Origin of the sequence: Methylobacterium sp. Leaf118, assembly GCF_920984675.1 — a bacterium.
GTDB lineage: Bacteria > Pseudomonadota > Alphaproteobacteria > Rhizobiales > Beijerinckiaceae > Methylobacterium.
On sequence record NZ_CAKLBV010000033.1, the window covers coordinates 20,418 to 41,163 of the forward strand.

Here is a 20,746-nt window from a genome sequence, read left to right on the forward strand (position 1 = left end):
GACGCCCCGCAGGACGGTGAGCCTGCGCCCGCTCCTGTTCCGCCTGCACTGGGCCCTCGGCCTCACCGCCGGCCTCGTCCTGGCCCTGATGGGCGTGACCGGGGGGCTGCTGAGCTACGAGGAGGCGATCCAGGCCGGCTTCGATGCCGACCTCGCCCAGGTCGACATCCTGGAACGGCCGCGTCTCGGGCCCGAGGCGCTGATCGCGCGGGCCCAGGCGCAGCTGCCCGGGCTCACGGTGGACGCCCTGGCGATGCCGGGCGCGGCGGCGGGCGCCCCGCGGGCACGCTTTGCCCGGGTGGAGGGCGTGCGCCCGGCCTCCGCCTATCTCGACCCCTACGACGGCGCCCTGCGCGGGCGGGCGCGGGCGGAAGGCGCCTTCGCGACGATCCGGGCCCTGCACCGCTGGCTGCTGATCCCCGGCGACGGCAAGGGCTGGGGCCGGACGGTCACGGGGGCCTGCACGCTGGCGCTCCTCGCCGTCCTCGCCACAGGCCTTTATCTGCGCTGGCCCCGGATCCACCGCTGGCGGATCTGGCTGAAACCCAGCCTCGCTCGGCCGGGCCGGGCACGCTGGTGGTCCCTGCACGCGGTGCTCGGCACCTGGCTGGTGCCGGTCTATCTCGTGGTCGCCCTGACCGGTCTGTGGTGGTCCTACGAGGCGTATCGCGCGGGCGCGACTTGGCTCCTCACCGGGGCCGCTCCGGTGCAAAAGGCCGCGAAGGCGCCCGCCCCACAACCGCCCTTCGCCCTCGACGCGGCCTGGGGGGCCTTCATGGCCGGCGAGGGCCGCGACTCCACCCTGGCGACGATCACCCTGCCGGGGCCCGAGATGGCGGCGATCCGCATCCGTTGGCTCAAGGCCGGCAGCGGGCAAGAGCCCGACGACCGGGACGAGATGACCTTCGCCCCCGCCACCGGCGCCCCGCTCACCCTGAAGCGGGCGGCGGACAAGCCGCTCGGCCGCAGGATCGCCGACAACATGCTGGAGGTGCATCGCGGGCGCTTCTTCGGTGCGCCGGTCGCGTTCCTGTTCTTCCTCGCCGCCCTGGCGATGCCGCTCTTCGCGGCGACCGGCGTGACGCTCTACGTCCTGCGCCGCCGGGCCTTCCGGCGCCGTCAGGCCGCGCCCGCCGGTCTCCCGGAGCCTTACCTCCCGGCCCGGCTCGGATCGTCGGCCGGATCGAGGTAGTCGACGCCGAAGGGGCCGCTGCCGTTGACCTGGAGGACCACGTCCTCGTCGGTGGTCCACAGGGCGTGCGGCATCGCCTCGGGGAGGTAGACGAAGCCGCCGGCCCTGAGCGGCTCGCCTTTGCTCTTGTCGAGGGTCCGGCCGTGCTGATGATAGATCGAGCCCGAGAGGATCGTCAGCGTCTCGTCCTTCGAGTGGGTGTGCGGCGCGATCACCGTGTTGGCGGGGAAGCGGATCCGCAAGACGAAAGGGCCGGGCTTGGCCGGATCGCCCGCCAGGGGGCTGATCTGCGTGCCCTTGGGAAGGTTGGCTGGGCCCGGTTGCCAGCGGACGGCGCTGCTATCGGCGAGCGTCACCGCGCCGGCCGGCGCGTGGTGTTCGCCGGCGGCGAAGGCGGGAAGGGCCAGCAGGGGCATCAGGATCGCGGCGCGTCGGATCGGCAATCGCATGATCGGGCGGTTCCTCGTGGGGGGCCCGACGCGCGTGGCGTGGCATCGGTGCCGCCCTGAACCTACGGGCTCGGGCACGCACGCGAAAGGGAGCGGCGAGGCTCCTGCCCCGCCGCTCCCGTGATCCGTCCTGAGGCTGCGTCGGCTCAGTAGGCCGCCGGGCCGCCGCTGACCCGGCCGTATTGCGGCACGAGACGGTTGTTCTGCTCGGCATTGCCGGCGCGGGCCGAGTAATCGGTGTAGCCGCGGCGCGGGCCGACCGAGCCGGTGACGATGTCGTCCGCCGCCCCGACGGTGCCGCCGACCACGCCGCCCACGACATTGCCCGCCGCGCCCACGGTGCCGCCGACGATGGTGCCGGCTGCGCCCACGGTCCCGCCGACCACGCGGCCGACGCCGTCGATCAGGCCGCCGCGCGGGCCGGGCGGGTCGATATGGGCGCCCCAGACGTTGAGGGTGCCGTCGCGGTTGTAGCTGGCGCTGTCACCGTAGACGCCCTGGGCCAGGGACGGCGTGGCGGCCAAACCGAGGGACAGTGCGGCCGCGGCGGTGATCTTGGTCAGAACGTTCATGGTCGATTCCTATGCCTGTCTTGAGCGGTCTCATGGACGATGAGATGCGGTTTTGATCGGTCTCTTCGTCGCCGCTCGTCTGCGATGACCCTGAACTGGTGCCGTTCGTTTGCCGGACAACTGCCAGTTTGTCGCGGTGCAGCAACGTTATTTTTCGAACTGTACTTCAGCGCATGCACTTTCGTGCCGCGACAGGATGCGCGTCCGGAATTCGCGATTTCTCGCAACGTGTTCCGTCCTCGCTGCGCCGCACGCGCGGCAGGTGACGCATGGCACCTCGGCGCGTCGTCGGACGCGGGGTTTCGCGGCTTTCGGCACCGTTGGATCGGTGGCGGCCCGGCATCAGCGGTGAACAGCGCCCGCGCCTGCGGCATTTCCGGAGCGCGCGGCGATGGCGGCTCGGCCGAAAAATGCTCTATGCATCCCGCTGCCGATCTCGTCCTGCGTTTCCCGAAGGCTGGCCCGACCGATGACCGACGCGACTCCTGCCATTCAGGCCAAGCCGGTCGGCGCCGACGACCGCGTCATCCTGGTCGATGGCTCGTCCTTCATCTTCCGCGCGTATTTCCAGTCGATCAACCAGGACCAGAAATACAACATCCGGCCCTCCGACGGCCTGCCGACCGGCGCGGTGCGGCTGTTCTGCACCAAGATCGCCCAGTTCCTTCAGGACGGTGCGGCCGGCGTGAAGCCGACCCATCTCGGCATCGTCTTCGACAAGTCCGAGGGCTCGTTCCGCAAGGAGCTGTTCCCCGACTACAAGGGCCACCGCCCCGACGCCCCGGACGACCTCAAGCGGCAGATGCCGCTGATGCGCGATGCCGTGCGGGCCTTCGGCCTGCACGCGGTCGAGTTGATCCGCTACGAGGCCGACGACCTGATCGCGACCTATGCCCGGCAGGCCGAGGCGCGGGGCGCCGAGGTCATCATCGTGTCCTCCGACAAGGACCTGATGCAACTCGTCTCGGATCGGATCCGGTTCTACGACTTCGAATCCGGCGCCAAGGGCAAGCCCGGCTACCGGCCGGAGCGCAACCTCGACCGCGACGCGATCATCGCCAAGTGGGAGGGCCTGACCCCGGAGCAGATCGGCGACGCGTTGGCGCTGATCGGCGACACCTCGGACAACGTGCCGGGCGTGCCCGGCATCGGCCTGAAGACCGCGGCGGCCCTCATCAAGGAATATGGCAGCCTCGACGCCCTGCTGGAGCGGGCCGCCGAGATCAAGCAGCCCAAGCGCCGCGAGACCCTGCTCGCCAGCATCGATCAGGCGCGCCTCTCGCGAAAGCTGGTGGCGCTCGAGGAGAACGTGCCGGTGCCGGTGCCGCTGGACGATCTCGGCGTGCCCGAGCCCGACCCGGACAAGCTGGTCGGCTTCCTCAAGGCGATGGAGTTCAACACGCTGACCCGGCGCATCGCCCAGATGCTCCATGTCGACCCGGAAGCCGTGAAGCCCGACCCGGCGCTGCTGCCGGGCGCCCAGCCGCACGCCTACGCCAACGCGGCGGGCGGCTCGGACGCGGTGCCCTTCTTCGGCGACGCGGTGCCGGTCGATCCCGAGATGGACGCCGCCCCGGAGCGGACGGACGGCGCGGCGCCGCAAGGGGCCGATCCCTTCGACGATCCCTTCGCCGATCTCGATCTTCCCGATGCGGCTGCGAAAAAAAAGCGCGGTCCCGCCGAACCCACACCCTCGACGCTCGTCGCCGCCCGCGCGGCGGAAGCCGTCAAACCGTTCGACACGGCGGCCTACGCGACGATCTCGACGGTGGAGCAGCTCGAGGCCTGGATCGCGGAAGCCTACGAGGCCGGCGTGATCGCCGTCGACACCGAGACCGATGCGCTCGACGCGGCGAAAGCCGGGCTCGTCGGCGTCTCCCTCGCCACCGCGCCGGGGCGGGCCGCCTACATCCCGCTGGCCCACGTCAAGCCCGAGGTGAAGGGTGGCGACCTGTTCGGCGAGCCCGGCGCGGACGCCGACACCTCCGACCGGCAGCCCGGCCAGATCGACCTCGACACGGCGCTGAGGCTTCTGAAGCCGCTGCTGGAGGATCCCGGCACCCTCAAGATCGGCCAGAACCTGAAATACGACCTCTCGGTCTTGAACCGCTACGGCATCGACGTGGCGCCCTTCGACGACACGATGCTGATCTCCTACGTGCTCGATGCCGGCAAGGGCGGGCACGGCATGGACGAGCTCGCCCGCCGCCATCTCGGCCACCAGCCGATCACCTTCGCCGACGTGGCCGGCACCGGCCGCAACAAGGTCACCTTCGACCGGGTCGCGATCGACCGGGCGACCGCCTACGCTGCGGAGGATGCCGACGTGACGCTCCGGCTGTGGCGGATGATGAAGCCGCGGCTGGCCGCCGAGCGGCGGGTGACCGTCTACGAGACCCTGGAGCGTCCGCTCGTGCCGATCCTCGCCCGGATGGAGCGGGCCGGCATCCGCATCGACCGCGACATGCTGAGCCGCCTCTCGGGCGATTTCTCGCAGATCCTGGCGCGGCTGGAGGAGGAGATTCAGGACGACGCGGGCGAGCGGTTCCAGGTGTCGAGCCCGAAGCAGATCGGCGACGTGCTGTTCGGCAAGATGGGCCTGCCCGGCGCCAAGAAGACGCCTTCGGGCCAGTGGGCCACCCCCGCCACGCTGCTCGAGGAACTGGCCCAGGCCGGCCACGAATTGCCGAAGAAGATTCTCAACTGGCGCCAGCTCTCCAAGCTGAAATCGACCTACACCGACTCGCTGCAGGAGCACGCCGACCGGAAGACCAACCGGGTCCACACCTCGTTCGCGCTCGCCGCCACCACGACCGGCCGGCTCTCCTCCTCGGACCCGAACCTCCAGAACATCCCGATCCGCACGGAGGAAGGCCGGCGCATCCGCCGCGCCTTCGTGGCGCCCGAGGGGAAGAAGCTGATCTCGGCGGACTATTCCCAGATCGAACTGCGGCTCTTGGCCCACATCGCCGACATCCCGCAGCTGCGCGAGGCCTTCGAGCAGGGGCTCGACATTCACGCGGCGACCGCCTCGGCCATGTTCGGCGTGCCGCTGGACCAGATGACCGGCGACCTGCGGCGCCGGGCTAAGACCATCAATTTCGGCATCATCTACGGCATCTCGGCCTTCGGGCTCGCCGACCGTCTCGGTATCGGCCGCGAGGAGGCCTCCGCCTTCATCAAGCAGTATTTCGAGCGCTTCCCGGGCATCCGCGACTACATCGACACGACCAAGCGCCGCTGCCGCGAGACCGGCTTCGTCACGACCCTGTTCGGCCGCGTCTGCCACTATCCGCAGATCCGCTCCAACAACCCGTCCGAGCGGGCGAGCGTGGAGCGCCAGGCCATCAACGCCCCGATCCAGGGCACCGCCGCCGACATCATCCGCCGCGCCATGGTGCGGATGGAAGACGCGCTGGCGGCGGAAAAGCTCGACGTGCGCATGCTGCTGCAGGTGCACGACGAACTGGTCTTCGAGGCGCCCGACGACGAAGTGGAGCGGGCGATTCCCGTGATCGCCCGGATCATGGAGGAGGCGCCAGCGCCGGCCCTGACGCTGCGGGTGCCGCTGGTGGTGGAGGCGCGGGCGGCGGGGAATTGGGAGGAGGCGCACTGAGCGCGTCCGCCCTTGCGACGGACGCGGAGGGCAGGGCCGCTCCGCCGCATGGCGTCGGCTCCACCGTCCGATGACGGAGAGGGCGAACCCGTTCCGTGATCAACGCGGGGTTAGGGTCACAACGCCATCCGCTTGACCGGGCGAGGTGCCGATATGGGCGGGAAGCGGACCCCTACGGGACCAACCGCACGTCCACGAAAATCTCACGCACCCGATCGACAATACCCATTTCGTCCGTTTCGACCTCGCACCACGAACTGTCGATGGCCCGCACGATCACCCAAGGCTTATCCTGGCCATTCTCGTAGGCTACAGATTCGCCCCAGATGACTTGCGCGACCCGATTGAGGAGATCGCTCAGCAGCGCGCCCGAGAAGCGATCCGAAGACCGTGCAAGATTTTCGAGTTGCTCGGCCGCCTCATCCCCGACGATCAAGAGCGCCCCGTCATAGCGAGCGACTCCGGCAACCTGCCATGAAGCCCGGGTTGCACGCTCGCCGAGCATCAGCAGCACGAGAAGAGGATCGACTACAGCAGTTCGCTGCGGCTCGAGGTCATGGATTTGTAGAATCGGCATCATCCAGCCCCCGCCGTAGGACCATCCTGGCAGGATGCTGAGCGTCTGCAACGGCTCGGAGGCGGACCCTCACAGGGTCACGCCGATGGAGTTTGACCCTCGGCCGCCCCCGCATCGGCTGCGGCGCGAGCGGCGCTGTCCTCCGACGCGTAGGCGTTCATGATCGCGCCGAGCAGGCCCGGGAAACGAGCCTCTACCTCCGCGCCGCGGGAATGGTTGCGCATCTCGACACCGTGGCGCTCGCTGCGGATCAGGCCGGCCTCGCGCAACACCTTGATATGGCTGGACAGGGACGATTTCGGGATCACCCGGTCCCCCAGCGTCGAGACGGAGGCGCAGGCCTCGACGCAGCCCGCGCCCATAATGCGGGCGAAGATCGCCGCGCGGGACGGATCGGACAGCGCGTGCAGGATCGCTTCCGGGCGGATAGCCTCAATCGCGGGGTGAACCAGGGGCCTCATGTTTCAACCCTATGGGGGCTTGCAGCGTGCTTCAGTAGTTCCGAAATCCTGAACTATGGGACCAGAGCCTTCGATCCGGAGGCGGCCCAGGGATGAGGTTAGCACAGATGGCAAGGCTCGACGGAAAGGTCGCCGTGGTCACCGGCGCATCGAAGGGCATTGGCGCGGCCATCGCCCGAGCGCTGGCTCAGGAGGGCGCGGCGGTCGTGGTGAACTACGCGTCGAGCCGGGCCGGCGCAGAGGCGGTGGTCGACGCGATCAGCGCGGCCGGGGGCAAGGCGGTGGCGATCCAGGGGGACGTCACGAAGGCCGCCGAGGCGCGCGGCCTGATCGAGGCGGCGGTGGCGCGGTTCGGCCGGCTCGACGTGCTCGTCAACAATTCCGGCGTCTACGAATTCGCGGCCATCGAGGAGGTGACCGAGGAGCATTACCGGCGCCTCTTCGACGTGAATGTGCTGGGCGTCCTGCTGACCACGCAGGCGGCGGCCCGGCATCTCGGCGAGGGCGGCAGCATCGTCAATATCTCGTCGGTCGCCGCCACCCTGCCGGTTCCGACTGCTTCGGTCTATAGCGGCACCAAGGGCGCCGTGAACACCATCTCGAGCGTGCTGGCCAACGAGCTGGCCCCCCGCAAGATCCGGGTCAACGTCGTCAGCCCGGGCTATGTGGTGACCGAGGGCACCCGGGCGGCGGGTGTCACCGGTTCCGAGATGGAGGCCGGCATGGTGGCCCAGACGCCCCTCGGCCGCGCCGGTCAGCCGGACGACATCGCCGGGGTCGTCGCCTTCTTGGCCTCCGACGACGCCCGCTGGGTGACCGGCGAGGTCATCAACGTCGGCGGCGGCGTCCGCTAACCGGCGGGCCTCTTCGCCAAACCTTGACAAAATTCCTATCTTGTGAAAGTCTCCCGCCACTCGCCTCCCGCACGGGGGAGCGCCCCGGCGACCGAACGGGGGGCTCAGGTCGGGGGGAGGAGGCGGTGCCTGCGACGGGGGTTCGGTCCCCCCGCTCCGGGCGGCCGGTTCGGCGTCACGCCGGACTCGGATCGGGGCGCGGACAGGCGCTTGGCGCGGCCCGGGAGGAAATGCCCGGCCCGCGACCCCGATCTGGGCCGGAGGCGAGACCTGCGGCGGCGCTCACTACGGGGCGCCCGTTCGTGGAGGATGCGATTGTGGCAACCCGGGGTTCGCGCAGGCGACCCGGACACGCCTATCCGCAGGCCGGGCCCGGTCGAGAACACCGCGACGCGAAATCGGTCCGGACTCCGCGCCAGCGGGCCGGGCCGCGGGATGCCGGGGAACCGGATTTTTCTGAGACACGATCGGTCTGCCAGGGTTTCCCGGCATTCCGCGTCTCCCCGACGGCCCCGGAGGCCCTCCCGGCGCGCATGCGCGCGGGCGACGGGACGTGCCTGCCCCTACCGCACCCGCTGCCAGGTCTGCCGCTTGCAGATCACGCTCAGCACGCAGCCCGCCACCTCGACCGTGTTCGGCCCCTTCGGGGTCAGGCTGCCCGAATAGGTCTTGCCGTCCTTCGGGTTGTAGAGGCTGCCCTCGAAGCCGTCGCCGCTCGGGGTGTCGGCCTTCATGATCGAGACGCCGACGAGCTTGCGTCCGCGCAGGGACGGGTCGGGGTTCTGGGCGTCGACGCCGGTGCCGGCCGTCGCCGCGAAGGTGCCGCACCAGCCGGCGCCGCAACGGGCAAGGCGCACGGTCGAGCCGGGGGTCTCGGTCTGCCAGAGGCCCGCGAGGTCGAGATCCCTCTGCGCCTGGGCGCCCCCACCCGCGACGAGGAGCAGGGCGGCGGCGAGGGTTCTGCCAAGGAGCCCGCGAACGGTTCGGCGGACGGGAATGCGCGCGGCCATCGGATGCGTGTCGTCTTCCACCTGAGCGCCGCCTTGCGGCGGCCGGGCCCAGCGGTAGGGTCCGGGCCATCCCGGCGCAAGGCCGGGGCGCGGTGCGATTTTTCCGGACCCGGCGTTGACTTCCCTGTCGCGAGGCGTCCCAAGCCCCGGATCGGCCGCGCGGCGGACGGCCGAGGCGTGGCAGGAGGCGAGGCATGCAGGTGGTCGAGACCGAGATCCCAGCAGTCAAGCGGGTGATCCCGAAGCGCCACGGCGACGCCCGCGGCTGGTTCTCGGAAGTCTTCCGCGCCGACATGCTGGCGAAGGCCGGCATTGCCAACGGGTTCGTCCAGGACAACCAGTCCTTCTCGGCCCCGGCCGGCACCGTCCGCGGCCTGCATTTCCAGACGGCGCCCGCCGCCCAGGCCAAGCTGATCCGGGTGCTGGCCGGCGCGATCCTGGACGTGGCCGTCGATCTCCGTTCCGAATCCCCGACCTATGGCCGCTCCGTCGCCGTGCGGCTCGATGCGGAGGGCGGCGAGCAGCTCTTCGTCCCGGCGGGCTTCGCCCACGGCTTCTGCACGCTGGAGTCGAACACGATGGTCGCCTACAAGGTCGACGCCTATTACAGCCCCGAGAACGACCGCAACCTGCGCTGGAACGACCCGGCCCTCGCCATCGCCTGGCCGGTGAGCGAGGCCGAGGCGATCCTCTCGGGGAAGGACAAGAACGCCCCGCTCCTGGCCGATCTCGGCCGGGTGTTCTGAGCGACGCCTCCCCCGAACCGGACCGACGGAGACCTTTCGCGATGCGCATTCTGGTGACGGGCGGCTGCGGCTTCATCGGCTCCGCGCTGGTGCTGCATCTCGTGCGGGACCTCGGCCACGAGGTCCTCACCCTCGACGCGCTGACCTACGCGGCCAACCCGCTCTCCCTTGGGTCTCTCAAGGACGACAGGCGCCACCGGCTGGAACACGCGGATATCTGCGATCCGGCCCGGGTCCATGCCCTCTACGCCGCCTTCGCTCCCGAGGCGGTGATGCACCTGGCCGCCGAGAGTCATGTCGACCGCTCGATCACCGATCCGGGCGCCTTCGTGCGCACCAACGTGATCGGCACCCAGGTGATGCTCGACGGGGCCCGCACCCATTGGGAGGGCCTGGCCGAGGACGCGCGCAGAACCTTCCGCTTCCTCCACGTCTCCACCGACGAGGTCTACGGCTCGCTGCCGCCGGACGGGTTCTTCACCGAGGCCAGCCGCTACGATCCGCGCTCGCCCTACTCGGCCTCGAAGGCGGCCTCCGACCATCTGGCCCGCGCCTGGCACGAGACCTACGGCCTGCCGGTGCTGGTGACGAACTGCTCCAACAATTACGGGCCGCGTCACTTCCCGGAAAAGCTGATCCCGCTCATGATCCTCGCCGCATTGGAGGGCAGGAACCTCCCGGTCTACGGCGACGGGATGAACGAGCGGGACTGGATCCATGTCGAGGACCACGCAAGCGGCCTCGTCGCGGTGCTGGAGCGGGGCCGGATCGGCGACACCTACCTGCTTGGCGGGCGCGCCGTGCGCAACAACCTCGCGGTGGTGAAGGCTCTCTGCGCGGCCTTCGACCGGGTCCGGCCCGAGAACGGTCCGCATGAGCGCCTGATCACCTTCGTGCCCGACCGGCCGGGCCACGACCGGCGCTACGCCATCGACCCGTCCAAGGCCGAGCGCGAGGTCGGCTGGGCACCGACCCGGGTGTTCGAGGAGGCGCTAGTCGAGACCGTGCAATGGTATCTCGACAACGAGGCGTGGTGGCGGCCGATCCGCGACGGCCGCTACGCGGGCGAACGCCTCGGCCTCGCCCCGGCGAAGGCCTGACCATGGAGATTCTCGTTCTCGGCGGCTCCGGCCAGGTCGGCACGGAATTGCAGGCCCTGGCTTGGCCCGCGGGCGTGCGGGTTCACGCCCCCGACCGCGCCCAGCTCGACATCACCGACGCGACGGCGGTGGCCGCCGCCCTCGACGCCCGCGCCTATGCGGCGGTCATCAACCCCGCCGCCTATACGGCGGTGGACACCGCCGAGCGCGAGGTCGCCGAAGCGTGGCGCCTCAACGCGCTCGCGCCCGCGATCCTGGCCGCCGAGACGCGACGCCGGAACATTCCGCTGGTCCACGTCTCGACGGATTACGTGTTCGACGGCACCGGCGCAGACTTCTACGAGCCGGACGCGCCGGTGAATCCGACGAGCGTCTACGGCGCCAGCAAGGCCGCGGGCGAGATGGCGGTGCGCACCGCTCATCCGCGCCATGCGATCCTGCGCACCGCCTGGGTGGTCAGCCCGCACCGGGGCAATTTCGTCAAGACGATGCTGCGGCTCGCCAACGAGCGCGACCGGCTCACGGTGGTGGACGACCAGCACGGCTGCCCGACCTCCGCCGCCGACCTCGCGGCGGCGCTCGCCACGGTGGCCCTGCGGCTCGCCCAAGACGACGCCGCGCCCACCGGCACGTTCCACTTCGTCAATGACGGGGCGACCACGTGGTGCGGCTTCGCCCGCGCCATCGTCGAGGGTGCGGGCCGGCGCGGCGGGCGGACGGTGCCCGTGGAGGGCATCCCCACCCACGCCTACCCGACGCCCGCCCGGCGCCCGGCCAATTCCCGCCTCTCGACGGCGAGCCTGACGCAGGCCTACGGGATCGCGCCGCGCCCCTGGAGCGCGGCCCTCGACGACATCCTCGACCGGCTGGTCGGGCCCGCCCACGGAACGCAAGGGTTCATGCGATGAAGGGCATCGTGCTCGCCGGCGGCTCCGGCACAAGGCTCCATCCGGCCACGCTCGCGATCAACAAGCAGCTGCTGCCGGTCTACGACAAGCCGATGATCTACTATCCGATCTCGGTCTTGATGCTGGCCGGCATCCGCGAAATCCTGATCATCTCCAGCCCCGAACATCTCGGCAACTACCAGCGCCTGCTCGGCACCGGCGAGCCGTTCGGCCTCACCTTCGTCTACGCGGTGCAGCCGCGGCCCGAGGGACTGGCCCAGGCTTTCGTCATCGGCCGCGACTTCGTCGGCACCGATTCGGTCGCCCTCGTGCTCGGCGACAACCTGTTCTTCGGCAACGGCATGAGCGCCCTGCTCGGCAAGGCCCGCGCCCGCACCGGCGGCGCGACCGTGTTCGCCTACCATGTCGACCATCCGGAGGCCTACGGCGTCGTCACCCTCGACGACGACGGCCGACCGGTCCATCTCGTCGAGAAGCCCAAGACCCCGGAGAGCCCCTGGGCGGTCACAGGGCTCTACTTCTACGACAATCAGGTGCTCGACATCGCCGCCGCGGTGACACCCTCGGAGCGGGGCGAACTCGAGATCACGAGCGTCAATCAGGCCTATCTGGACCGCGGACAGCTCCATGTGGAGCGGATGAGCCGCGGCTATGCGTGGCTCGACACCGGCACCCATGACAGCCTGCTGGAGGCGGGGGAGTTCGTGCGCGTCCTCCAGCGCCGGCAGGGGCTTCAGGTCGCCTGCCTGGAGGAGATCGCCTATCTGAAGGGCTTCATCGGCCGGGAGCAGCTCCTGGCCCGGGGCGAGCTGTTCGCCAAGACCCAGTACGGCCAAAATCTGCTGCGGCTCGCCCGCGAGGGGCGGCGGGTCGATCAGGCGTTCTGACGAGCCGTCAGCGCCCACCCTGGGCCAGCACGGCCCCGGTATAGGTCTCGGCCACCTCGCAGAACGGCACGCCGCCCGTGGAGAGCACCGCCTCCACGGCGAAGAGCGGCGCGTCGGGGCCCGGCGCGGTCCCCTCCCCCGGCCGCCACAGCATCCGCAGGGACAGGTTGCGCCGGCTCGGCTTCAGCGGGCGCACCACGGTGCCGAACGGCGCCTGCGTGGCGTCCAGCGCGGTGTTCATCTCCGGCGTCAGCCGGCCCGGGACGTACCAGTTGTCCGCCTCCGACAGGACGTGGCCGCCGCAGGTGAGCCGCACCCGGCGATAGCGCACGGCCTCATCCGGACCGACCGCGAGACGCTCGCGCTGGGTCGGGCTCGGAAGCTTGTCGATGCCGGGCACCCGCACGGCGACGATCCTGGGATCGGTGGCCAGCCCACGTTCGGCGCACCAAGCCTCCAGCACGGCGGTGGCGCTCGGGGCAGCCAGCAGGCGAGCGCTCAGGGTTTCGATCACGGCGCGCGCCCCGGCCTCGTCCTGCGTCTTGTCCTGGGTCTCATGCGCCCGGGTCTCGGCGGGCGGCGTCATGGCACCGGCCGTCGCGAGTCCCACCATCAGAATCCGAGTCGCCGCATCCATCGTGCAGCGCAATACGTCGCCGGGCCGCAAAGGTCCATCGCTCCGGGCGGATCGGCCGCAGAGACGAAGAAGCCGCCCGGAGGCGGCTGTCTGCGAAGAACGGTGAAGAGAAGGATGGTGGAGCCTAACGGGATCGAACCGATGACCTCTTCCATGCCATGGAAGCGCTCTCCCAGCTGAGCTAAGGCCCCAACCTATCTCGCCGCGACCGCTGGAGGTCTCGGCGGTGTCTCGCTCCGGGCGCTGCCCGTTGCCGACGGCCGGTTCTATAAGCGGAGGATCGGCGGGACTCAACCCCCTTCGTGCGGGCGCGGTCCGCTTTTTTGCCGCCTCGGGATCGTCGGGAACGATCCCCCGCCCCACCCGTGGCATCGCCGCGGGCGAGGATGCCCGGTAGCGCCGATCCCGGTCGTCGGCGCTCCCCTCGGGCCCAGGCTTCGCGTGGCGATCGGGAGCCCGTGCGAGGGCGGCGGCCGGCTCGCAGACGAATCTTTGCGAGTGTGACCCTTGTCCCCGCACATTGGCCCCGATCCCTGCCCACTGCACCGACCGCCGGCGGGGCTTGCAATCCCCCACCGGGCACCTGAGGGGCCGACATGTCCGAAAGGCGCAGGCCCGGTGATCGGACGGCCAGCGAATGGCGCTCAGCTGCCGCTCTCCGCCAGCTCCGGAATCACCTGAGCGGGCGGGCCCGACAGGGTGATGCGGCCGGCCTCGACGACATGGACCATGTCGGCGCGGCGCAGGGACGAAAGGCGGTGGGCGATCATGATGATCGTGCGCGTGCCGGCCAGCGCCCCGAGGGCGCCCATGACCGCGGCCTCGGTCTCGCCGTCCAGCGCCGAGGTCGCCTCGTCGAACACGATGACGTCGGGGTCGTGATACAGCGCCCGGGCGATGCCGACGCGCTGGCGCTGGCCGCCGCTGAGCCGGGCGCCCCGCTCGCCGACGCCGGTGCGGTAGCCTTCGGGCAGGGCCGCGACGACCTCGTGGAGGCCGGCAAGGCGGGCGGCGCGCTCCACCGCCGCGGAATCGATCCGCTCCGCCGGGAGGCCGAGGGCGATGTTCTCGGCGACGGTGCCGTCGATCAGGAAGACGTCCTGCGGCACGTAGCCGATCCGGTTCTGCCAGGCCGGCAGGCTGTCGGCGTCGAGGGCGCGGTCGTCGATCAGGATGCGCCCCTGCATCGGCGTCAGGATGCCGAGGATCAGGCCGACCAGGGTCGACTTGCCCGAGCCGGTGCGGCCGACGAGGCCGATCGTGGTGTGGGCCGGGATCACCAGGTCGATGCCCTGAAGGGTCGGGCGGCCGGGCTCGTAGTCGAAGCCGACCCCCTCCAGCCGAATCTCCCGCGCGAAGGGCAGGCGTTCCGTGCTGCGCGGAACGGGCGTGCGCTCGCCCTCCAGGGCATCGACGATGAGGCGCACCCCGGCGAGGTGGAAGCGCAGCTGCGAGACCGACGTGAAGATGTTCTGGAAGGCCGGCAGCATGCGGTAGCCCGCGAAGGCGAACAGGCCGAGCAGGGGCAGCATCCCGGCGGTGTCGAGCCCCTGCGTCAGGGCGAAGAGCACCACCGCGATCACGCCGCCGAAGGCGAGCGCCTCGATGACGAAGCGCGGCAGCTGCCCGGTCAGCAGGCTGTCGGACATGGCCCGGGCGTAGCTTCGGCCCGGTGCGTCGAAGCTCGCCGCGAAGGTCTCCGCCCGCCCGTAGAGCTTGAGTTCGGTCAGGGCTCCCAGGGTCTCCTGCACGACGCGAAAGCGGCCCTCGTTGTCGGAGACCGCCCGGGCGCCGAGCCGGGCGAGGCGGGCGCGGGCGAAGAGGTAGATGGCGACGTAGAGGCTGCCGAAGCCGCCGCCCAGGATCAGCGCCAGCCGCGGCTGGTAGACGACGAGGAACCCCACCACCGCCAGCGCCGAGGTGGACCGGCCCGCCATCACCAAAGCCGGCGTCAGCACGCCGAGGACGAGGCGGTCGGTCTCGGAGAGCACGTTCTTCGCGAGCTCCGCGCTGTTGGCCCGGGCGAAGAACAGCCGCTCCCGATCGACGTAGCGGGCCAGCAGGCGCCGGGCGAAGTCGTAGCCGACGAGGTGGGAGAACAGCAGCTGCGCGAAGGCCAGGCCGGCATTGACCACGCTGGTGAGCAGGATGGCGCCGAGCGCCGCGAGGCCGGTCGCGAGCAGGAAGCTGCGATCGTCCGTCAGCCCGAGGGCATCGCGCAGCGTCGCGAGCATGGGTAGGCGCGTGGCCGCCCCCGGATCGCCGACAAGCGTCAGGAACGGCAGGACCGAGGCCACGCCGACGACTTCGAGCAGCGCAGCGAGCCCCAGCCCGGCGCAGAGCCATGCCAGCCGGCTCCGGTCACGCGGGCGCATCACCCGCAGGAGATCGAGGAGGGTCCTCAAACGGTCACCGGTGCGAGGACCGGGAGAGCCGTTCCGGCCCGGCCCCCGGGCGGCGGCGGGACACGGGCCCATCCCGGACAAAATGGTTCAGGAACAAGCGGTTAGGCTTGAGATCGGGCGCGCTTATAGCATCGCGCCGGACGGGAGTCGACCGAGGCGTCGGGCACGCCCCGGGTGATCGCGTGAGGTGATGATTCGAGCCGATGGCCCGCCGAACGACCGCCAGCCCGCGTGGCGCGCGGACGAAGGGCTCAAGCGGCGAGCGGTGCCCCGCGTGGCGAGAACCCGTCCCATCGCATCGCGGGCTTGCGTGAACCCCAGGCCGTCAGGCCTGTTCGCCTCAAGAGAATCCCTGGATCGAAGTCCCGCCCATGTCCTTCCCGTTCGACAACAGCTACGCCCGGCTCCCAGCCCGCTTCCACGCGCGGCTCGCCCCGACGCCGGTTCCGGAGCCCCGGCTGATCCACCTGAACCGGGGGCTGGCCGAGGAACTCGGCATCGATCCCGACTGGCTCGGCGGCCCCGACGGCGTGGCGGTGCTGGCGGGCAACCGGGTGGCGGAGGGATCGGAGCCCCTCGCCGCCGCCTATGCCGGACACCAGTTCGGCAATTTCGTCCCCCAGCTCGGCGACGGGCGGGCCATCCTGCTCGGCGAGGTCATCGACCGGCACGGACGCCGCCGCGACATCCAGCTGAAAGGGGCGGGGCCCACCCCGTTCTCCCGCAGCGGCGACGGGCGCGCGGCGTTTGGGCCGGTGCTGCGCGAATACCTCGTCAGCGAGGCGATGGCGGCGCTTGGCATCCCGACGACCCGGGCGCTCGCCGCCGTCGCGACCGGCGCGCCGGTGATCCGCGAGACCGTGCTGCCCGGCGCGGTCCTCACCCGCGTGGCGGCGAGCCATATCCGGGTCGGCACGTTCCAGTTCTTCGCTGCCCGCCGCGACACCGACGGCCTGCAAGCGCTCGTCGATCACGTCATCGCCCGGCACTATCCCGAGATCGGCGGTGATGGCGGCGACCGCGTCCGCGCTCTGATCGAGGCGGTCGTGGGCCGGCAGGCCGACCTCGTCGCCCGCTGGCTGCTGGTGGGCTTCGTCCACGGCGTGATGAACACCGACAACATGTCGGTGGCGGGCGAGACCATCGATTACGGCCCCTGCGCCTTCCTCGACGCCTACGACGCCCGGACCACGTTCAGCTCCATCGACCGGAACGGGCGCTACGCCTACGGCCAGCAGCCGCGCATCGCCCTGTGGAACCTCACCCGCTTCGCCGAGACCCTGCTGCCGCTCCTGGCTGCCGACGAGGACGAGGCGATCAAGCAGGCGGAGGCCGCCCTCGCCACCTTCGGCCCGCGCTTCGACGCGGCCTATCGCGGCGGTCTCGCCCGCAAGGTCGGGCTGTCGGAGCTGCGGGAGGGCGATGCCGAACTGTGCGGCGACCTGCTGCGGCTGATGGCCGAGAACCAGGCTGACCACACCCTGACCTTCCGTCTTCTCTGCGCGGCGGCCGAGGATCCGGAAGCCGACGGGCCGGTGCGCGAGCGCTTCGTCGATCCCACCGCCTACGATGGCTGGGCCCTGCGATGGCGCGAGCGCCTCGCCGAGGAGCCGGGGGAGCCCTCGGCCCGCGGCCGAAGCATGCGGGCGGTGAACCCGGCCTTCATCCCCCGCAACTATCGCGTCGAGGCGATGATCGAGGCGGCGATCGAACGGAACGATTTCGCGCCGTTCGAGACCTTGCTCGCGGTGCTGTCGCGGCCCTACGACGACCAGCCCGAGCACGCCCGCTACGCCGAGGCGCCGGAGGGCGGCGGTGTCGGCTACCGGACCTTCTGCGGCACGTGACGACGGCTGCGAAACGCGCAATGAACATGGAGCCGTGACCGCGCGTTCCCTCGATCCGTGAGGGCATGCCGAGGCCGCTCCGGAACGCGCGAGCCCCCTTTGTCGCCCTCTCCCACGCTCCACCTCGTTCACGCCGCAGACGATCACGGTCCCGTGGCACCGCACGGGACCGGGAGCCTCTTCCCGACCGCCGAGATCGCGCGCCTGCGCCGGGACGGAACGCTCGCCGCGCCTCTGCCCGAACATCTCGGCGGTGCCGGCCTATGCGCCCCCGACCGGGTGGACGCGTTGCGCCGCTGCCTGACGCGGGTCGGGCGCGACAGCCTGCCGGTCGGTCGGCTCTATGAGGGCCACGTCAACGCCCTCGCTCTGGTCCTGCGCTACGCCGACGCCGAAACCCAGGCGCGGCTCGCCCACGACGCCCGGGACGGCCACCTGTTCGGCGTCTGGAACACCGAGCCGGGAGACGGCGGCCTGACCCTCGACGCCGCGGGCCGTCTGCACGGCGCCAAGAGCTTCGCCTCGGGGGCCGGCTCCGTCACCCGGCCCCTCGTGACGGCGCGGATGCCCGATGGGCGCCGCCTGATGCTGGTCATGCGGCTGGAGCCGGGGACGCGGGCCGATCTCAGCGCGTGGCGGGCGCACGGCATGCGGGCCACTGCGACCGGCACGGTCGCCTTCTCCGGCCTGCATGTCGGCGACGGGGCGGTGATCGGCGCGCCCGACGACTATTCGCGCCAGCCCTTCTTCTTCGCGGGGGCATGGCGCTTCCTCGCCGTGCAGGTCGGCGGCATCGAGGCCGTGGTCGAGACCCACCGGGCCCATCTCAAGGCTACGGGCCGCGGCGGCGATCCGCACCAGCAGGCCCGGTTCGGGCAGAGCCTGATCGCGCTGGAATCCAGCCGCCTCCTCGTTGCCCGCGCCGCCGCGCTGGCGGCGGCCGAGACGGCGGCGTCGGCGCGGATCATCGCCGGCGTCAACCTCGCCCGCGCCGCCGTGGAGCAGGCCGGGCTCGACGTGATCGCCTTGGCCCAGCGCTCGGTCGGGCTCGCCGGCTTCCTGGAGGATCATCCGCTGGAGGAGCGGATGCGGGATCTCGCGACCTATCTGCGCCAGCCCGCGCCGGATTTCGCGCTGACCGGCATGGCCGCCCACGTTCTGGAGGCCGAGGAGCCGCTGCACGACCTCTGGCCCGAGGAGACCTGACCCATGGGGGGACGCCACGAACACAGCCTGCCGGCCGGCTATTTCGACGACATCTACGCCGCGAACCCCGACCCGTGGCAGTTCACCTCGAGCGCCTACGAGCGCGCGAAATACGATGCGACCCTGGAGGCCCTGCCGCGGGCCCGGTACGGCCGGGCCCTGGAGGTCGGCTGCTCCATCGGGGTCTTCACCCGGGACCTCGCCGAGCGCTGCGCCGAGCTCGTGGCCCTCGATCCGGCGCCGGCCGCCATCGAGGCGGCCCGCGAGCGCTGCGCCGGCCTCCCCCATATCCGCTTCGCGCTCGGCGCCGTGCCGGCGACCTGGCCGCCGGGGCGGTTTGACCTGATCGTCCTGTCCGAGGTCCTCTACTTCCTCGATCACGCCGACCTGTCCCGCCTAGCCGGGCAGGTCGGACACAGCCTGGAACCCGGGGGGGATTGCGTGCTCGTCCACTGGCTCGGCGAGACCGACTATCCCCTCTCCGGCGATGAGGCCGTCGAGGGCTTCATCGCGGCGAGCGCCCTGACGGTCCTGCGGCGGGCGCGGACGCAGGAATACCGCCTCGATCTGTTGCGGGCGGGCCATGGCCCGGACTGAGCGGCGCCTGCACCATCCGCTCTGGGTGCGCCTGACGCATTGGGTGAGCGCGGGCGCCTTCCTGGCGCTCGTGGTCAGCGGCGTCGCGATTCTCCTGGCGCTGCCCCGCCTGTTCTGGGGTGAGACCGGCGCCAACGACGCGCCCGCCTGGATCGTGCTGCCCTTGCCGATTAACCTCGAACAGACCGGCTGGGGTCGCAACCTCCACTTCCTCGCCGCCTGGATCTTCGTGCTGAGCGGCACGGTCTACGGGCTCGCCGCCGTGATCACCGGTCACTTTCTGCGCCGCCTCGTGCCGGACCGGGACCAGATCCGTCCCGGCGCCCTCGCCTGCGAGTTCCGGGACCATCTGCGCCTGCGCGGCGCGGGCCCGGCGGAGCCCGAACGCTACAACGCTCTCCAGAAGCTCGCCTATCTCGCGGTCCTGCTGGTGCTGGCACCCGTCATGCTGCTCTCGGGGCTGACCATGTCGCCCGGCGTCACCGCGGCCTATCCAGAGCTGTTCACCCTGTTCGGCGGCCGGCAATCGGCCCGGACGATCCATTTCCTGGCCGCCCTCCTGCTCGTCGGCTTCCTCCTCGTGCATCTCTGGCAGGTGCTCGTGAACCACCCGCTCCGGCTCATGCGGGGCATGATCACCGGGCGCGCCCCGGGCGCGCGGGAGAGGCTGTGATGCACGACATCTCGCGCCGTCGGCTTCTCCTCGGCACGTCCGCCCTCGGGCTCGGCAGCGCGCTCGGCGGCTGCGACCTCATCGCGGACGGGCCGAGCCGGTCCGGCCTCTACGGGCTCAGCGACACCCTGACCTTCGCGACCCAGCGCTTCCTCCTGCGCGACCAGCCGCTGGTGCGGGAGTTCGGCCCGGAGGCGATCTCCCGGGTCTTCCCGACGATCAACACCACCGATCCGGACAATCCCGACTACCGCCGCTCGAAGGCGCAGGGCTTTGCGGACTGGCGTCTGCCGGTGAGCGGCCTCGTCGAGCGTCCCACCACCTTCTCCCTGGCCGAACTGAGGGCGATGCCAGCCCGCACGCAGATCACGCTGCATGCCTGCGAGCAGGGCTGGTCGGCGATCGGGGGCTGGACCGGCGTGCCGCTCTCGCACCTGCTGGCGAGCATCGGTCTGAAGCGCGAGGCCCGCTTCATCGTGATCCGCTCCGTCGACGGCTGGTGGGACAGCTACGATCTGTTCGACGCCCTCCATCCGCAGACGATCCTGGCCTACGGCATGAACGGCTCCGACCTGCCGGTGGCCCACGGCGCGCCAGTCCGCCTTCGGGTCGAGCGCCAACTCGGTTACAAATCGCTCAAGTATCTCGCGAGCATCGAGGCGGTCGCGAGCGTCTCGCGCCTCAGCCAGGGCCGCGGCAGCATGGTCTCCGAACTCGGTTTTTCGTGGTATGCCGGCATCTGAGGGCGGCGCCGGTCCGGGGATGGGATCGGGGCAAGATCAGGATCATCGATAGCGGGCAATGCCGTCGCCCTTGCGTGGATTTTTGCGTCAAAGCAGCCTGGTTTTCACGATATCATTGGATGAGGCCGTCCTCGCATCGAGCGAGTGTGGCTTTTGCCTCTATCGAGCCTGACCTAGACATTGATGCGGGGCCTGCTCGACAAGGCTTGATCGGCGATTGAGCGCGATCAAGGCCGCAAAAAAGTGCTCTCTTCTGATGCCAACGA

19 protein-coding genes and 1 tRNA gene are annotated in these 20,746 nt (G+C 70.8%); 12 read left to right on the top strand and 8 right to left on the bottom strand.

The genetic code is table 11. The features are described from left to right. The first annotated feature begins 16 nt into the window (after positions 1–16). On the top strand, positions 17–1,192 hold the full coding sequence (locus tag LW587_RS14735) for a PepSY-associated TM helix domain-containing protein (protein WP_232630344.1): 1,176 nt from the start codon (positions 17–19) through the stop codon (positions 1,190–1,192). On the opposite strand, the gene LW587_RS14740 is transcribed toward LW587_RS14735, so the two are convergent. Together LW587_RS14740 and LW587_RS14745 are read right to left on the bottom strand one after the other, a co-directional pair. Then, positions 1,150–1,641 (bottom strand): cupin domain-containing protein, encoded by a 492-nt coding sequence (locus LW587_RS14740; protein WP_232630345.1) that lies wholly within the window; start codon positions 1,639–1,641, stop codon positions 1,150–1,152. The genes LW587_RS14735 and LW587_RS14740 overlap by 43 nt on opposite strands. A gap of 146 nt (positions 1,642–1,787) precedes the next feature. Beyond that, entirely contained in the window at positions 1,788–2,213 is a 426-nt protein-coding gene (locus tag LW587_RS14745) for a hypothetical protein (protein ID WP_232630346.1), read from the bottom strand. Between the two features lie 469 nt (positions 2,214–2,682). On the opposite strand from LW587_RS14745, the gene polA reads away from it, so the two are divergent. Next, positions 2,683–5,829, top strand: coding sequence for a DNA polymerase I (gene polA / locus LW587_RS14750; RefSeq protein WP_232630347.1), 3,147 nt, complete (start codon positions 2,683–2,685; stop codon positions 5,827–5,829). Between the two features lie 172 nt (positions 5,830–6,001). Here polA and LW587_RS14755 read toward each other — a convergent pair whose 3' ends face one another. Together LW587_RS14755 and LW587_RS14760 are read right to left on the bottom strand one after the other, a co-directional pair. Continuing rightward, the gene (locus LW587_RS14755; protein WP_232630348.1) at positions 6,002–6,457 is read right to left on the bottom strand and encodes a hypothetical protein; all 456 of its coding nucleotides are present in this window, start codon (positions 6,455–6,457) and stop codon (positions 6,002–6,004) included. A 26-nt stretch (positions 6,458–6,483) separates the two neighbouring features. Then, complete coding sequence (locus tag LW587_RS14760; RefSeq protein ID WP_232630349.1) at positions 6,484–6,867, bottom strand: ArsR/SmtB family transcription factor; 384 nt, start codon at positions 6,865–6,867, stop codon at positions 6,484–6,486. A gap of 107 nt (positions 6,868–6,974) precedes the next feature. On the opposite strand from LW587_RS14760, the gene LW587_RS14765 reads away from it, so the two are divergent. Continuing rightward, on the top strand, positions 6,975–7,721 hold the full coding sequence (locus tag LW587_RS14765; RefSeq protein ID WP_232630350.1) for a glucose 1-dehydrogenase: 747 nt from the start codon (positions 6,975–6,977) through the stop codon (positions 7,719–7,721). A 563-nt stretch (positions 7,722–8,284) separates the two neighbouring features. Here LW587_RS14765 and LW587_RS14770 read toward each other — a convergent pair. Next, complete coding sequence (locus tag LW587_RS14770) at positions 8,285–8,731, bottom strand: DUF2147 domain-containing protein (RefSeq protein ID WP_232630351.1); 447 nt, start codon at positions 8,729–8,731, stop codon at positions 8,285–8,287. 194 nt (positions 8,732–8,925) lie between these two features. Here LW587_RS14770 and rfbC point away from each other — a divergent pair, with 194 nt between their 5' ends. From rfbC to rfbA, 4 genes are read left to right on the top strand one after another with little or no spacing between them, the layout of a single operon-like run. Further along, a complete protein-coding gene (gene rfbC, locus LW587_RS14775) occupies positions 8,926–9,477 on the top strand; it encodes a dTDP-4-dehydrorhamnose 3,5-epimerase (protein WP_232630352.1) in 552 nt (183 codons plus the stop codon). Positions 9,478–9,518: 41 nt separating this feature from the next. Beyond that, a complete protein-coding gene (rfbB, locus tag LW587_RS14780) occupies positions 9,519–10,577 on the top strand; it encodes a dTDP-glucose 4,6-dehydratase (protein ID WP_232630353.1) in 1,059 nt (352 codons plus the stop codon). Positions 10,578–10,579: 2 nt separating this feature from the next. After that, a complete protein-coding gene (rfbD, locus tag LW587_RS14785) occupies positions 10,580–11,485 on the top strand; it encodes a dTDP-4-dehydrorhamnose reductase (protein WP_232630354.1) in 906 nt (301 codons plus the stop codon). Continuing rightward, on the top strand, positions 11,482–12,372 hold the full coding sequence (rfbA, locus tag LW587_RS14790; protein WP_232630355.1) for a glucose-1-phosphate thymidylyltransferase RfbA: 891 nt from the start codon (positions 11,482–11,484) through the stop codon (positions 12,370–12,372). Before rfbD ends, rfbA begins: the two co-directional genes overlap by 4 nt. Before the next feature lie 7 nt (positions 12,373–12,379). Here rfbA and LW587_RS14795 read toward each other — a convergent pair whose 3' ends face one another. The 3 genes from LW587_RS14795 to LW587_RS14805 form a co-directional block, all read right to left on the bottom strand. Further along, entirely contained in the window at positions 12,380–13,009 is a 630-nt protein-coding gene (locus tag LW587_RS14795) for a hypothetical protein (protein WP_232630356.1), read from the bottom strand. Positions 13,010–13,124: 115 nt separating this feature from the next. Next, positions 13,125–13,200 (bottom strand) — tRNA-Ala (locus LW587_RS14800). A gap of 453 nt (positions 13,201–13,653) precedes the next feature. After that, the gene (locus tag LW587_RS14805) at positions 13,654–15,414 is read right to left on the bottom strand and encodes an ABC transporter ATP-binding protein (protein WP_232630357.1); all 1,761 of its coding nucleotides are present in this window, start codon (positions 15,412–15,414) and stop codon (positions 13,654–13,656) included. Positions 15,415–15,785: 371 nt separating this feature from the next. Here LW587_RS14805 and LW587_RS14810 point away from each other — a divergent pair, with 371 nt between their 5' ends. The 5 genes from LW587_RS14810 (at position 15,786) to LW587_RS14830 (ending at position 20,480) form a co-directional block, all read left to right on the top strand. Further along, a complete protein-coding gene (locus LW587_RS14810) occupies positions 15,786–17,261 on the top strand; it encodes a protein adenylyltransferase SelO (RefSeq protein ID WP_232630358.1) in 1,476 nt (491 codons plus the stop codon). 153 nt (positions 17,262–17,414) lie between these two features. Further along, positions 17,415–18,467, top strand: a complete 1,053-nt coding sequence (locus LW587_RS14815; RefSeq protein WP_232630359.1) for an acyl-CoA dehydrogenase family protein — start codon at positions 17,415–17,417, stop codon at positions 18,465–18,467. Positions 18,468–18,470: 3 nt separating this feature from the next. Continuing rightward, the gene (locus LW587_RS14820; protein WP_232630360.1) at positions 18,471–19,064 is read left to right on the top strand and encodes a class I SAM-dependent DNA methyltransferase; all 594 of its coding nucleotides are present in this window, start codon (positions 18,471–18,473) and stop codon (positions 19,062–19,064) included. Continuing rightward, complete coding sequence (locus LW587_RS14825) at positions 19,051–19,737, top strand: cytochrome b/b6 domain-containing protein (RefSeq protein ID WP_232630361.1); 687 nt, start codon at positions 19,051–19,053, stop codon at positions 19,735–19,737. Before LW587_RS14820 ends, LW587_RS14825 begins: the two co-directional genes overlap by 14 nt. Then, entirely contained in the window at positions 19,737–20,480 is a 744-nt protein-coding gene (locus LW587_RS14830) for a molybdopterin-dependent oxidoreductase (RefSeq protein ID WP_232630362.1), read from the top strand. Before LW587_RS14825 ends, LW587_RS14830 begins: the two co-directional genes overlap by 1 nt. The last annotated feature ends 266 nt before the right edge of the window (positions 20,481–20,746 follow it).